The sequence below is a fragment of the Micromonospora sp. NPDC005686 genome, assembly GCF_042871665.1.
GTDB lineage: Bacteria > Actinomycetota > Actinomycetes > Mycobacteriales > Micromonosporaceae > Micromonospora.
This window is the reverse complement of the sequence record NZ_JBIAIY010000001.1, coordinates 286,145-298,324: the sequence shown is the minus strand read 5'-3', so window position 1 is coordinate 298,324 and position 12,180 is coordinate 286,145. Positions and strand designations below refer to the sequence as shown.

General features: G+C 74.2%; 12 protein-coding genes. 7 read left to right on the top strand and 5 right to left on the bottom strand.

Going from position 1 to position 12,180, the window contains the following annotated elements; translation table 11 throughout:
- The first annotated feature begins 125 nt into the window (after positions 1-125).
- The 3 genes from ACFYON_RS01385 to ACFYON_RS01375 all read left to right on the top strand — a co-directional run bounded on the left by ACFYON_RS01385 (position 126) and on the right by ACFYON_RS01375 (position 2,498).
- A complete protein-coding gene (locus ACFYON_RS01385; protein ID WP_354873289.1) occupies positions 126-332 on the top strand; it encodes a hypothetical protein in 207 nt (68 codons plus the stop codon).
- A 73-nt stretch (positions 333-405) separates the two neighbouring features.
- The gene (locus tag ACFYON_RS01380; RefSeq protein ID WP_357707526.1) at positions 406-933 is read left to right on the top strand and encodes a PH domain-containing protein; all 528 of its coding nucleotides are present in this window, start codon (positions 406-408) and stop codon (positions 931-933) included.
- A gap of 224 nt (positions 934-1,157) precedes the next feature.
- Entirely contained in the window at positions 1,158-2,498 is a 1,341-nt protein-coding gene (locus ACFYON_RS01375) for a PH domain-containing protein (protein ID WP_387320550.1), read from the top strand.
- Positions 2,499-2,526: 28 nt separating this feature from the next.
- On the opposite strand, the gene ACFYON_RS01370 is transcribed toward ACFYON_RS01375, so the two are convergent.
- Entirely contained in the window at positions 2,527-3,594 is a 1,068-nt protein-coding gene (locus ACFYON_RS01370; RefSeq protein ID WP_354873293.1) for a phosphatase PAP2 family protein, read from the bottom strand.
- Positions 3,595-3,708: 114 nt separating this feature from the next.
- Between ACFYON_RS01370 and ACFYON_RS01365 the strand changes: the two genes are divergently transcribed.
- Complete coding sequence (locus tag ACFYON_RS01365; protein WP_354873295.1) at positions 3,709-4,113, top strand: hotdog domain-containing protein; 405 nt, start codon at positions 3,709-3,711, stop codon at positions 4,111-4,113.
- The gene (locus ACFYON_RS01360; RefSeq protein ID WP_354873297.1) at positions 4,110-4,937 is read left to right on the top strand and encodes an MBL fold metallo-hydrolase; all 828 of its coding nucleotides are present in this window, start codon (positions 4,110-4,112) and stop codon (positions 4,935-4,937) included. Before ACFYON_RS01365 ends, ACFYON_RS01360 begins: the two co-directional genes overlap by 4 nt.
- Before the next feature lie 19 nt (positions 4,938-4,956).
- Here the strand turns inward: ACFYON_RS01360 and ACFYON_RS01355 are convergent, their stop codons facing one another.
- Together ACFYON_RS01355 and ACFYON_RS01350 are read right to left on the bottom strand one after the other, a co-directional pair.
- Positions 4,957-5,859 carry an aminoglycoside phosphotransferase family protein gene (locus tag ACFYON_RS01355; protein WP_354873299.1) on the bottom strand — a complete coding sequence of 301 codons (903 nt, stop codon included), beginning with the start codon at positions 5,857-5,859 and terminating at the stop codon, positions 4,957-4,959.
- A gap of 7 nt (positions 5,860-5,866) precedes the next feature.
- The gene (locus ACFYON_RS01350) at positions 5,867-6,376 is read right to left on the bottom strand and encodes a MarR family transcriptional regulator (protein ID WP_354873301.1); all 510 of its coding nucleotides are present in this window, start codon (positions 6,374-6,376) and stop codon (positions 5,867-5,869) included.
- A gap of 82 nt (positions 6,377-6,458) precedes the next feature.
- Here ACFYON_RS01350 and ACFYON_RS01345 point away from each other — a divergent pair, with 82 nt between their 5' ends.
- On the top strand, positions 6,459-7,685 hold the full coding sequence (locus ACFYON_RS01345) for a multidrug effflux MFS transporter (protein WP_354873303.1): 1,227 nt from the start codon (positions 6,459-6,461) through the stop codon (positions 7,683-7,685).
- A 33-nt stretch (positions 7,686-7,718) separates the two neighbouring features.
- Here ACFYON_RS01345 and ACFYON_RS01340 read toward each other — a convergent pair whose 3' ends face one another.
- Positions 7,719-8,648, bottom strand: coding sequence for a carbohydrate kinase (locus ACFYON_RS01340; protein ID WP_354873305.1), 930 nt, complete (start codon positions 8,646-8,648; stop codon positions 7,719-7,721).
- A gap of 333 nt (positions 8,649-8,981) precedes the next feature.
- Here ACFYON_RS01340 and ACFYON_RS01335 point away from each other — a divergent pair, with 333 nt between their 5' ends.
- On the top strand, positions 8,982-10,097 hold the full coding sequence (locus ACFYON_RS01335; RefSeq protein WP_387188742.1) for a lytic polysaccharide monooxygenase: 1,116 nt from the start codon (positions 8,982-8,984) through the stop codon (positions 10,095-10,097).
- 60 nt (positions 10,098-10,157) lie between these two features.
- Here ACFYON_RS01335 and asnB read toward each other — a convergent pair whose 3' ends face one another.
- The gene (gene asnB, locus ACFYON_RS01330) at positions 10,158-12,119 is read right to left on the bottom strand and encodes an asparagine synthase (glutamine-hydrolyzing) (RefSeq protein WP_354873307.1); all 1,962 of its coding nucleotides are present in this window, start codon (positions 12,117-12,119) and stop codon (positions 10,158-10,160) included.
- Positions 12,120-12,180 lie beyond the last annotated feature (61 nt).

Here is a 12,180-nt window from a genome sequence, read left to right as displayed (position 1 = left end):
GAAACGCTGAACACGGGTGGACAACAAGGGGTCCGCCGTGTGTACGATTCACCCGTCGCCGGGCGGCTCCCCCCGTGGCCGCCCGGCGCTAAAACTCCCGGCGTGCCGCCTCTAGACTCGCCCCGGTGACGACTCCCACCCCGGACGAGACGCTGATCTGCTCGGCGCGAGGGTGTCGCGCTCCCGCCGCCTACCAGCTCCGCTGGCACAATCCCCGCCTGCACGCGCCGGACCGGCGCAAGACCTGGCTGGCCTGTCCGGAGCACCGGGGCTCCCTCGGCGACTTCCTCGACGCCCGTGGCTTCCTCCGCGAGGTGGTCCCGCTGCCCTGATCGCCTACGCTCGAAGCGTGAGCGAGCAGATGATCCGAGCCCGTACCGGCGGCGAACACGGCAGGTCGCCCCGATGAGCGGTGACAGCCCCGCCGGCCTGCCGCCTGCCTCGCGCAGCGCGCTGGAGCCCTGGCCGGACACGGTCCGCTGGCAGCCGATCTCCCGCGACCTGATCTGGGTGGAGCTGATCCGGCTCGGCATCGGGCTGGCGGTGACGCTCGTGGTGCTCGGCGCGGCCTGGGCGATGACCGGGCACTGGCTGCTCGGCGCCGCCGTCGGCGGGGCGCTGCTGCTGGGCGTCTGGCGGGCGATCACCATCGTGCGCGCGGTCCGCGCCTGGGGATACGCCGAGCGCGACGACGATCTGCTCGTGCGGCACGGCCTGCTGGTGCGCCGGCTGTCCATCGTGCCGTACTCCCGAATGCAGTTCGTCGATGTGAGCGCCGGTCCGCTGGAGCGCGCCTTCGACCTCGCCACAGTGCAATTGCATACGGCCGCCGCCGCGAGCGACGCCCGCGTGCCCGGTCTGCGCCCGGCCGAGGCGTCCCGGCTGCGCGACCGGCTGACCGCGCTCGGCGAGGACCGGGCGGAGGGCCTGTGAGCGACCGGAACGACCCCGGCGCCCCGCCGCCCCCCGACGACCGGCCCACCCCGGCCACCGGATCGGAGCAGCCGGCCGGTGCGGCGTCGCCGGGCGGGCCGTGGCAGCGACCCGCTCCTGGGTACGGGCCGCCTCCCGAATACGGGCCGCCCGGCCCGGCGACGCCGCCCGGCCCGGATGCGGCGCCCGGGCCGTGGCCGGCGCCGCTGCCGCCGTACCCGGGAATGTGGGGTCCGGTGGCCGGGCCGCCCGCCGGCGGCGAGGAGCCCCGGCAGCGGCTGCATCCGCTCAGTCCGGCGCTGCACGGCGCGAAGTCGCTGGTCGTGGTGATCGCCGGGCTCTCCTGGTCGACGCTGTCGCGGGTCGGGTTCGGCTGGTTCGCGGTGCTGGTCACGGTCTTCGTGCTCGGTGCCACGGTGCTGTCCGTGGTGAGCTGGTGGAACACCGGCTACCACCTGGTCGGCCGCGAGCTGCGGGTCTACGAGGGGCTGCTGTGGCGGCGTACCCGGGCGATCCCACTGGAGCGGTTGCAGGCGGTGGAGGTGGTCCGGCCCCTGCTGGCTCAGCTCACCGGCCTGGCCGAGCTGCGGCTGGAGGTGGTCGGCGGGGGCAAGACCGAGGCGCCGCTGGCCTACCTCAGCGTGGCCGAGGCCACCGCGCTGCGGCAGCGGCTGCTGGCGGTGGCCGGTCGTTCCGCCCCGGTGCCGGCGCCTGCGGCCGAGCCCGGCGCACCGGTCGCGCCCACGCCGGAGGGCCGCCGGCTGCATGCCGTCCGCAACCAGGATCTGCTGGTCAGCCAGTTGCTCACGCCGCAGGCGTTCCTGCTGCCGCTGGGCCTGGTGTTCATCGGCGCCCAGTTCCTCTCCGAGGACTCGTGGTCGTTCATCGCGGTGGCGAGCACGCTCACCGCGATGGCCGGCGTGGTGCTGCAACCGATCCGCCGGGTGCTCGACGACTGGAACTTCCGGCTCGACCGGGACGACGGCACGCTGCGCGTGCACAACGGGCTGCTGGAGACGCGGGTGCAGACCGTGCCGCTGCACCGGGTGCAGACCGTACGGGCGACCTGGCCGCTGCTCTGGCGGATGAAGGGATGGCTGCGGCTGCGGCTGGAGGTGGCCGGTTACTCGGCCGGTGAGGCGGACGACCGCAACCGCCCGGACCGGCTGTTGCCGGTCGGTGACGCGGGCACCGGCGCGCTGGTCGTGGCGGAGGTGCTGCCCGGCGTGCGGCTGGACGCGCTGCCCGCCACGCCGCCCCCGGCACGGGCCCGGTGGCTGCGCCCGCTGAGCCGCAAGGTGGTCGGCGCCGGCTTGGACGAGCGGGTGTTCGTGGCCCGCTCCGGGCTGCTGACCCGCCGGTTGACGCTGGTGCCGTACGCCCGGATCCAGAGCGTGCGCGTCACCCGGGGTCCGGTGCAGCGGATGCTGCGGCTGGCCACGGTGCACGCGGACACCGCCGGTGGGGCCGGGGCGGCAGCGGTCGACCGCGACCTGGCCGACGCGTGGGCGCTGGCCGCGGAGCTGACCGAGCGGTCGCGGGCCGCCCGCCGTGCCGACCGCTGACCCGCCGTACCGACCGCTGGCCGGGCGCCTACCGGGGCTCGGCGGGCACCGCGTCCCGGTCGTCGGCCGCCCGGTCCGGGGTGTCGGCGGCGGCGCCGTCTGCGGGCGGACCGGCGGCGGCGACGGCGGGCTCACCGGCGCGCCGCGCCCGGCGCGCCGCCCACCAGCGCTCGGCCAGGCCGACCACCAGGAACGTCAGGCCCACGTACGCCCAGCCGACCAGCACGTCGATCAGGTAGTGCTCACCGCTGTACATCAGCGTGAACGTCATGGCCAGCGGATACGCGAGCATCAGCGGCCACCAGCGCTTGCGCACCGAGCGCATGAAGAACAGCACCACGAACAGCGCGAACGCGGTGTGCAGCGAGGGCATGGCGGCGACCGGGTTGGAGGCGATCTGCCCGGCGTTGAGCAGGTTGCCCGCGCCGTGCATGCCGACCTCCTTCCAGCCTCGGGTGGAGATCCGGGCGACCTCGGTGAGCAGCCCGTTCTGCGCCGCCCACCACGGCGGCGCGGCCGGGTAGGCGAAGTAGGTGACCAGCCCGGCCGCACACAGGAAGCCCCAGCGGGACATGTACGCGATCCAGCGCCGCCGGTTGCGCATCCACAACACCGCCGCGGCGGCGAACGTCGCCACGAAGTGGGAGAAGTAGATCCAGCTCACCAGCACGTCCCACCAGCGCACCTCGGCCGGGTCGTACAGCCGCTCCTGGAGCCAGATCGTCGGCACCTCGCCGCCGGTGAGCCATCCGGTGAGGAACCGGTCGGCGACGATCAGCTCCATCGCGTGCGGGGTGGCGCCGTTGTCGGCGAACCCCCGGGACAGGTTGTACGCGGCGAGCAGCAGCACCACCGGGATCCAGTCCCGGGCGAACCGCAGGTGGCTGCGCCACGGGCGGTCCGAGTTCCAGGCGACGGTGCCGGCCCAGATCCAGAGGAACGCGTACGCCGGGTCGGTTGGCAGGCCGATGGCGAGCCAGGCGGCGACGAACGCGACGCCCCAGATGGTCATCGCGATCACACGGCGGCGCCCGCCGTCGGGCGACTCGGTGGTCGCGTCGGGGGCGGGGGTCGGAGATTGTGTCTGCTCGGCCATCGCGGACAAGGTTAACGGCGGGCGACGGACGGGCCTGCGGGCGGTCGGGAACGACACGGGCGCGGCGGCTCGGACGCCGGACGGTCCCGGGTCGGCTGCACTAGGCTCGGCCGCATGCAGGAGCAGCCGGAGCCGCCCTTCACGCCGGGCCTGACCGCCCGGGTCGAGCTGACAGTGACCGACGCCGACACCGCGCAGGCGGTCGGCTCCGGGGACGTGCCGGTGCTCGGCACCCCACGGGTGCTGGCGCTGGCCGAGGCGGCCACGGTGGCCGCCACCGCGACCCGGATGCCGTCCGGGTCCACCACCGTCGGCGTGCGGGTCGAGCTGGAACACCGCGCGGCCACCCCGGTCGGGCGTACCGTGGCCGCCCACGCCGAGCTGGTGAAGGTCGACGGCAAGCGGCTGGTCTTCGAGGTGACCGTGACCGACGGGCCCACCGTCGCGGCGCAGGGGCGCGTCGAGCGGGCGCTCGTCGACCGGCAGCGCTTCGTCGAGCGGGCCCTCGGCCCGTCATGACCGCCGGGTTCGCCGAGGTCGCCGCCGGGGTACACGTGCTGCGCGAGCCGGTGCTCGCGGTGAACGTGGTGCTGGTGGTCGGTGACGGCGCGGCGCTGCTGGTCGACACGCTCTCCACCGCCGCGCAGGCCGGGGAGCTGGCGGCGGCGGCGCGGGCGGTGACGCCGTACCCGTGGACGATCGTGAACACGCACCACCACTTCGACCACTGCTTCGGCAACGCCACGCTGGCCGGGCCGGACACCGCGATCTACGCGCACGCCCAGGCCGTGGCGGCGCTGCGGGACCGGCCCGAGGCGCTGCGCCGCGCCGCGTACGAGGAGATGCGCGCCGGGCATCCGGCGCTGGCCGAGGAGCTGGCGCGTACCGAGCTGCGGGCGCCGACACACGAGGTGGCCGAGGAGACGGTGCTCGACGTGGGCGGCCGGCGGGTGGTGCTGCGCCATCCCGGGCACGGGCACACCGACGCCGATCTGGTGGTGCACGTGCCGGACGCGGACGTGCTCGTCGCCGGCGATCTGGTGGAGCAGAGCGGGCCACCGGCGTTCGAGGAGTCGTACCCCCTGCGGTGGCCGGACGCACTGGCCGACCTGCTGCGGCTGACCACGCCCGCGACGGTGGTGGTGCCGGGCCACGGCGAGCCGGTCGGCACGGACTTCGTCCGCGACCAGCACGCGCAGCTCGCGCGGCAGGCGTGGCTGATCCGCGCCGGGCACACCGGTGGCGCCCCGCCGGAGCGGGTGGCGGCCGAGTCGCCGTTCGGCGCCCGACCGGGCCTGATCGCGGCCCGGCGCGGCTACGCCGAGCTGGACGGAACGGCCTGACCGGCGGGGCAGGCCGGGTTCAGCGGGCGTCGGCGAGGATCTCGCGGAGCCGGTTGCGGCACTCGGCGACGAACGCCGGGAACGTGTGCCAGTAGTAGGAGACGCCGCTGGCGGCCACGCCGAGCGCCCAGGCGCGGGCCCGCGCCCAGGTCACGTCGTCCACGCCGAGCGCCTCCCGGTAGGCGTGCCGGGCCGGGGGCGGGAGGTCCCAGATCGGTGCGTGTTCGGCGTCGGGGTGCCCGACGGCGAGGCCGCCGAAGTCGATGACCGCCCGCAACCGGCCGTCGCGTACCAGCAGGTTGGTGGGTTTGAGGTCGCCGTGCAGCCAGACGTACGGCCCGGCGGGTTCGGGCAGGGTGAGGGCCTCGCGCCACAGCCGCTGGAGCGTGCCGACGTCCGTCTCGTCCCCGATCAGGGTCCGGCAGTCGTCGAGCGCCGGGGAGATCCAGGTGTCGCAGGGCCGCAGGCTGCCGCCGCGGTATCCGCTCAGCGGGCCCGCGCGGGTCGCGCCGAGCAGGTCGGCCGCGTGCAGGCGCCTGACGAACGCCGCCAGGTCGGCGCCGAGGACGGCCCAGTCCTCGACGGTGCCGGGCCGGACCTCGTCGCCCGGTATCCACCGCAGCACCGACCAGGGCAGCGGGAAGGCGGCACCCGGGGTGCCCGCGTACAGCGGTTCGGGCACCCGCACCGGCAGCAGCGGCGCGAGCCGGGGCAGCCACTGCTGTTCCTTGCGCAGGGCGCCGGCCTTCTCCGCGGTCCGGGGCAGCCGGACGAGCAGGTCGGCGCCGAGCCGGTACATCGTGTTGTCGGTCCCGGCGCCGGCCGGCGTCAGCGGCAGCGCGGCCCACTCGGGGCGCTGGTCGGTCAGCAGCGCCCGGACGACCTGTTCGTCCACGGGTGTCTCGTCCTGGTGCAGCGCCATCCGGTGATCATGCGGGGCGGGTGGGTGCGACGGCCACCGGGTTTCCGGGTGCCCGCCCGGGCGGTTCCGGCCGAGCGTGTCCCCGCAGAGCGGCGAGCAGCGCGTCGAGGTGCGGGGCGGCGGCCAGGATCGCCGCCTGCGCCGCCGGATCCAGCTCGGCCATGGCCTCGTCGAGCAGCGCGGCCCGGTTGGTCTCGTAGTCGGCCATCCGCGCCCGGGCCGCCTCGGTCACGCGCAGCCGCAGCACGCGGCGGTCGCCGGGGTCGCGGTCACGGGCCAGCAGCCCGGCGTCGGCGAGGCCGCGGACCAGCGTGCTCACCGTGTTGGGCGCGGTGCAGAGGCGCCGCGCCACCTCCTTGCCGCTGATCCCCGGCGTCTCCCGGACCAGCAGCAGCAACTCCACCTGCGCCTCGGGCAGCGGGTCTCGTCCCACGCGCGCCCCGGTCCGGCGGCGCAGGAGGCGGTGCAACTCCCCCACGACCGCTCCGACGCGCGCGACCTGCTCGTTCGCCGCCACGGGGTCACCCGCCTCACATCGCAATAGTTCTGACTACAGATGTAAAGTACCCGGACGCACCGGATCCAGGGGGGACCCACTCGTGAGCAACGCCGCGCCGGCCGCCGCGCGCCCGACCGCCGACCGCACCACGGCCACCACCGGCGGCGTGACGCTGCTGGTGCTGCTCGGCACGCTCACCGCGATCGGCCCGCTGTCGCTGGACATGTACCTGCCGGCGTTCCCGGCCATGACCCGCGACCTCGGCGCCGACCAGGCCGGCATCCAACTCTCGCTGACCACCTGCCTGATCGGTCTCGCCCTGGGTCAGCTCGTCACCGGTCCGCTCAGCGACCGCTGGGGGCGCCGCCGTCCGGTGCTGGTCGGCGTGGTCGCGTACACGGTGCTGGCCCTGGTGTGCGCCGCGGCGCCGAACGCCCCGCTGCTGTCCGCCGCGCGGTTCGCCCAGGGCGTCGCCGGCGGCATGGGCGTGGTGGTCGCCCGCGCGGTGGTCCGCGACCTCTACTCCGGCCGGGACGCCGCGAAGTACTTCTCCCGGCTCACCCTGGTCTTCGGGGTGGCGCCGGTGGCGGCGCCGGGCGTGGGCAGTCTGGTGCTGCGGTTCGGCTCGTGGCGGGCCGTCTTCGTGACGCTCGCCGTCATCGGGGCGGTGCTCGCCGTCGCGGTCGCGCTGCGCCTGCCGGAGACGCTGCCGGCCGAGCGCCGCAGCACCGGCGGCCTGGGTGCCACCGTCCGGACCATGCGGTCGCTGCTCGCCGACCGGGTCTACCTCGGGTACGCGCTGACGCAGGGCTTCGCGTTCGCCGGGCTGTTCGCGTACATCTCCGGGTCGTCGTTCGTGTTCCAGGACGTCTTCGGCGTCTCCGCGGCGGTGTTCAGCGTCATCTTCGGCGCCAACGCGCTCGCCCTGGTAGCGGTCGGGCAGGCGAACGCCCGGCTGCTCGACCGGTTCACGCCGCGTCGGCTGCTGGTCACCACGCTCGTGGTCGGCGTGGTCACGGCGGTCGGCGTGCTGAGCGGGGCGCTGGCCGGCAGCCTGGCCGTGACGGCGGTGGCGCTGTTCGCCTTCGTCGGCTCGCTCGGCATGGTGATGCCGAACAGCACCGCGCTGGCGCTGGACGCGCACGCCCGGCACGCGGGCACCGCCGCCGCGCTGATGGGTGGCATCCAGTCGGTGGTGGGCGCGCTGGCCGCGCCGCTGGTCGGGCTCGGCGGCGAGGGCAGCGCGCTGCCGATGGCGGTGGTCCTGGCCGGCGCCGCGTTCCTGTCCCTGACCGCCGTCCTGACGATGGCCCGCCGGCGCGCCTGACCCGGCCTCCGCGGGCCGAGGGGCGCGCGGCCGTCAGGGAAAGCGGGTGGACACCTGCGCGCGGGTGGGCATGGCGGTGGCGCCGCCCGGTGACTCGCACACCACAGCCGCCACCCGCAGCGCGAACGCGACCCGCTCCCGCCAGCCGGCCGGGTCCGCCGGCTCGCCGGCGGCCAGCAGGTCCGCCACCAGCGCGCCCATCACCGAGTCGCCCGCGCCCGTCGCGTCCACCGCCTCCACCTTCGGCGCGGGTACGCGTACCACGTCCTCGGCGGCGGCGACCAGGGCGCCGTCCGCGCCGAGCGTGACCACGACCGTGCCCGCGCCCAGTTCCCGCAGGTACGCGGCGACGCCCTCGACCGGCTCGTCCGGGTAGAGCAGCCGCGCGTCGGCGCTGCTGAGCTTGACCAGGTGCGCGGCGGCGGCGAACTCGGCGACCACCGTCCGCAGCCCGTCCAGCGCGCCCGGTGCGGTGAGCAGGCGGGGCCGCACGTTGGGGTCGAACACCCGCAGCCCGCCCGCGATCGACCAGGCGCGGCGGGCGGCGGCCAGCACCGGCGGGTCGAGCAGCACGATCGAGCCGCAGTAGAGCACGTCCGCGCCCTCGACCAGCGCCACGTCCAGGTCGTCCGGGCCGAGCAGCGCGTACGAGCGGGGCTCGCCGTAGAAGCGGAAGTCCGGCTCGGGACCGGCGAACGTGGCCACCGCCAGCGCGGTCGGCGCCGGCGCCGTGACCGTCCCGCGCACGTCCACACCCGCGTCGGTGAGGAAGGCGCGGATCCGCCCGGCGAGCGCGTCGTCGCCGAGTGACCCGACGAACCGCGCGTCCCCGCCGAGCCGGGCGACCGCCACCGCCACGTTGAGCGGACCGCCGCCGATCGCCTGCCGGTAGACGGGTTCTCCGTCGTGCTCGGCGTCGAGCAGGTCCACCAGCGCCTCGCCGAGCACCACCGCGTACCCCATCCTGGCTCCTCTCGTCGTCTCCCCCGATCCTGGCCCATGCCGGCGCCGCGCCGCGCCGGGACCTGGGCATCGAGCGGCGCCTATTGCGGGCGGCGTGCGGACGTGGTGGGATGGCGGTGCCGGGTAACGACGCGGGGGGCTGCCGCGTCGCCGGCCGCCGGGTCGAGCCGACGCGAGGGCATCCACGGTCCGTGGCAACGGACCGCAGGCGGTGCGCGCCCGCCGACGGCTCCGGCCGCACGCCGACCGGGCGCGGGCACCGCGATCGTCGCATCCGCTCGTCCCAGCGGAGCGGGCCGAACCGGGCCACGCTCCGCGAGTCAGGAGATCCCCGTGCACCGATCCCGTACGGCCGCGTTGCTCACCGCGGCCGCCACCCTGGCCCTGGGCGCGTTCGCCCTGGCCACCAACACCGGACCGGCGGCCGCGCACGGCGCGGCCATGACGCCGGGCGCCCGCACGTACCTGTGCTGGAAGGACGGCCTCACCGGAACCGGTGAGATCCGGCCCAACAACCCCGCCTGCTCGTCGGCGGTGGCCGAGAACGGGGCGAACTCGCTGTACAACTGGTTCAGCGTGCTGCGCTCCGACGGCGGCGGGCGGACCGTCGGGTTCATTCCGGACGGCAAGCTGTGCAGCGGCGGCAACCCCAACTTCAGCGGGTACGACGCGGCGCGCAACGACTGGCCGGTCACCCACCTGACGGCGGGCCGGTCGACCGAGTTCCGGTACAGCAACTGGGCCCACCACCCGGGCACGTTCTACTTCTACGTGACCAAGGACAGCTGGAGCCCGAACCGGCCGCTGGCCTGGAGCGACCTGGAGGAGCAGCCGTTCCTTCAGGTGACCAACCCGCCGCAGCGCGGCGCGGTCGGCACCAACGACGGTCACTACTACTTCACCGGCAACCTGCCGTCGAACAAGAGCGGCCGGCACATCATCTACTCGCGCTGGGTCCGCTCGGACAGCCAGGAGAACTTCTTCGGCTGCTCGGACGTGACGTTCGACGGTGGTAACGGCGAGGTGACCGGGATCGGCTCGGGCGGCAGCAACCCCCCGACGACCGCGCCGCCGACGACCGCGCCCCCGACGACCGCGCCGCCGACCACGCCTCCGCCGGTGACGAGCAGCCCGACCATGCCGTCGGGCACCTGCATGGCGGTGTACAAGGTGGTCAGCGCCTGGAACGGCGGTTTCCAGGGCGAAGTGACGATCATGAACCACAGCACCCGGACGTACTCCGGGTGGACCGCGAACTGGACCTGGCCCAGCGGCCAGACCATCAACCAGGTGTGGAACGGCACGCTGAGCGGCAGCGGGGCGTCGGTGAGCGTCACCAACGCCGCCTACAACGGCAGCGTCCCGCCGGAGGGCACCACCACGTTCGGCTTCACAGCGAACTTCTCCGGCACCAACTCCCTGCCCACTGTCACCTGCACCGGTCGCTGATCACGCACTGAGAAGGGCCCCCGGGGAACATCCCGGGGGCCCTTCCTCGTCACGCTCGGTTCAGCGCACCATGCTGCCGACGACCGGCTTGGTGAGCAGCGCGGACTGGTTGCGCTGGATGCCCGGGTCGAGCGTCTTGGCCACGAAGATGGCGTGCCAGATGCAGAAGATCAGCACCGTCCACACCTTGCGGGAGTGGTCGGCCTCCTCCCGCTTGTGCTCGTCGAGGAGGCGCATCGCGTACGACAGGTCGATCAGGTCACCGGCGCCCGAGGTGGCCAGCACGTGCCGCGCCCACTCGTACATCTCGCCGCGCAGCCACACCCGGGTCGGGGTCGGGAAGCCCAGCTTCTTGCGGTTGACGATGGCCGGCGGCACCACGCCCTGCAGCGCCTGGCGCATCGCGTACTTGGTGGCCTCGGAGCGGGGCGGCAGCTTCAGGTCGACCGGGATGCCGGCGGCGACGTTGAACACCTCCCGGTCCAGGAACGGCACCCGCACCTCCAGCGAGTGCGCCATCGAGATCCGGTCGGCCTTGACCAGGATGTCGCCGCGCAGCCAGGTGTAGAGGTCGACGTACTGCATCTTGGTGACGTCGTCCAGCTCGGTGCACTCGGCGTAGATCGGCGCGGTCACGTCGGTGTAGCGCACCGAGGGGTCGTAGCGGCGCAGCAGGTGCTGCTTCTCCTCCTCGGTGAACATCCGGGCGTTGCCGTAGTAGCGCTCCTCGATCGGGGTGGTGCCGCGCTCCAGGAAGCTCTTGCCCTTGACCCCCTGCGGGATGGCCTTGGAGACCGCGCGCAGGCCCTTCTGCACGCCGTCGGGCAGGCTGTTCACCGCGTTGAGCGACAGCGGCTCCCGGTAGATCGTGTAGCCGCCGAAGAACTCGTCCGCGCCCTCGCCGGAGAGCACCACCGTGACGTGCTCGGCGGCCTTCTTCGCCACGAAGTAGAGCGGCACGAGCGCCGGGTCGGCGACCGGGTCGTCCAGGTGCCAGACGATCTTCGGCAGCGCGTCGATCATGTCCTGCGGCCCGATCTTGGTCGGGATGGTGGTCACGTCGAGGTGCCGGGCCGAGTCCTGGGCCACGTCGATCTCGGAGTAGCCGGGCACGTCGTAGCCGACGGTGAAGGTGAGGATGTTCGGGTTGAACTCGCGGGCCAGCGCCACCACCGCGGTGGAGTCGATGCCGCTGGACAGGAACGAGCCGACCGGCACGTCCGAGCGCATGTGCATCCGTACGCTCTCGCGCAGCGTCTCCCGGATGTCGTGGTAGAGCCGCTGCTCGTCGGAGACCGGGGCCGGCCGGAACACCGGGCGGTACCAGCGGCGCACCTCGATCCGGCCACCCGGCGTCCAGGTCAGGTACTCCCCCGAGCCGATCCGGCTGATCCCCTTGTGCAGCGTGCCGGGCTCCGGCACGTACTGCAGGGTCAGGTAGTGGCTCAGGTTGGCGGTGTCGATTCCCGCGTCGCCCTGGTACGCCGAGTGCGCGAACGGCAGCAGCGCCTTCTTCTCCGAGGCGAGGTAGAGGCCGTCCTGGGTCTGGAGGTAGTGCAGCGGCTTGATGCCGAAGTAGTCCCGCGCGCCGAAGGCCCGCCGCTCCTGCCGGTCCCAGATCACGAACGCGAACATGCCGCGCAGCTTGGTGAGGACCTGCTCACCCCAGTAGTGGTAGCCGGCGACGATCACCTCGCCGTCGCCGTTGGTGGCGAACTGGGCGCCGTAGTCGCGGATCAGCTCCTCGCGCAGCTCGATGTAGTTGTAGATCTCGCCGTTGAAGGTGAGCAGGTAACGCCCGCCCGCGTAGGGCAAGGGCTCGTGGCTCAGCGCCACGTCGATGATCGCCAGGCGCTTGTGCGCGAACACGCCGTCCGCGTACCGGCCGGAGGCGTCGCCGACCACCTCGACCCCTGTCTCGTCCGGGCCACGGTGGTGCAGGCACTCCAGTGCGCCGGCGATGTGGTCGCGGTGGGCGGCGGCGTCGCCGCGCGCGCTGAAGAAGGCCAGGAGTCCGCACATGGCCGCCATCTTTCCACGCGCCGGAAGCCGTCGTCGCGGCACCGCAGGCACCTACCGCCGT

Excerpts from the sequence above, each read along its gene's own strand:
- ACFYON_RS01380 (WP_357707526.1), top strand. The coding sequence starts at position 406 with ATGAGCGGTGACAGCCCCGCCGGCCTGCCGCCTGCCTCGCGCAGCGCG.
- ACFYON_RS01375 (WP_387320550.1), top strand. The coding sequence starts at position 1,158 with ATGTGGGGTCCGGTGGCCGGGCCGCCCGCCGGCGGCGAGGAGCCCCGG.
- ACFYON_RS01370 (WP_354873293.1), bottom strand. The coding sequence starts at position 3,594 with ATGGCCGAGCAGACACAATCTCCGACCCCCGCCCCCGACGCGACCACC.
- ACFYON_RS01365 (WP_354873295.1), top strand. The coding sequence starts at position 3,709 with ATGCAGGAGCAGCCGGAGCCGCCCTTCACGCCGGGCCTGACCGCCCGG.
- ACFYON_RS01360 (WP_354873297.1), top strand. The coding sequence starts at position 4,110 with ATGACCGCCGGGTTCGCCGAGGTCGCCGCCGGGGTACACGTGCTGCGC.
- ACFYON_RS01355 (WP_354873299.1), bottom strand. The coding sequence starts at position 5,859 with ATGGCGCTGCACCAGGACGAGACACCCGTGGACGAACAGGTCGTCCGG.
- ACFYON_RS01340 (WP_354873305.1), bottom strand. The coding sequence starts at position 8,648 with ATGGGGTACGCGGTGGTGCTCGGCGAGGCGCTGGTGGACCTGCTCGAC.
- asnB (WP_354873307.1), bottom strand. The coding sequence starts at position 12,119 with ATGTGCGGACTCCTGGCCTTCTTCAGCGCGCGCGGCGACGCCGCCGCC.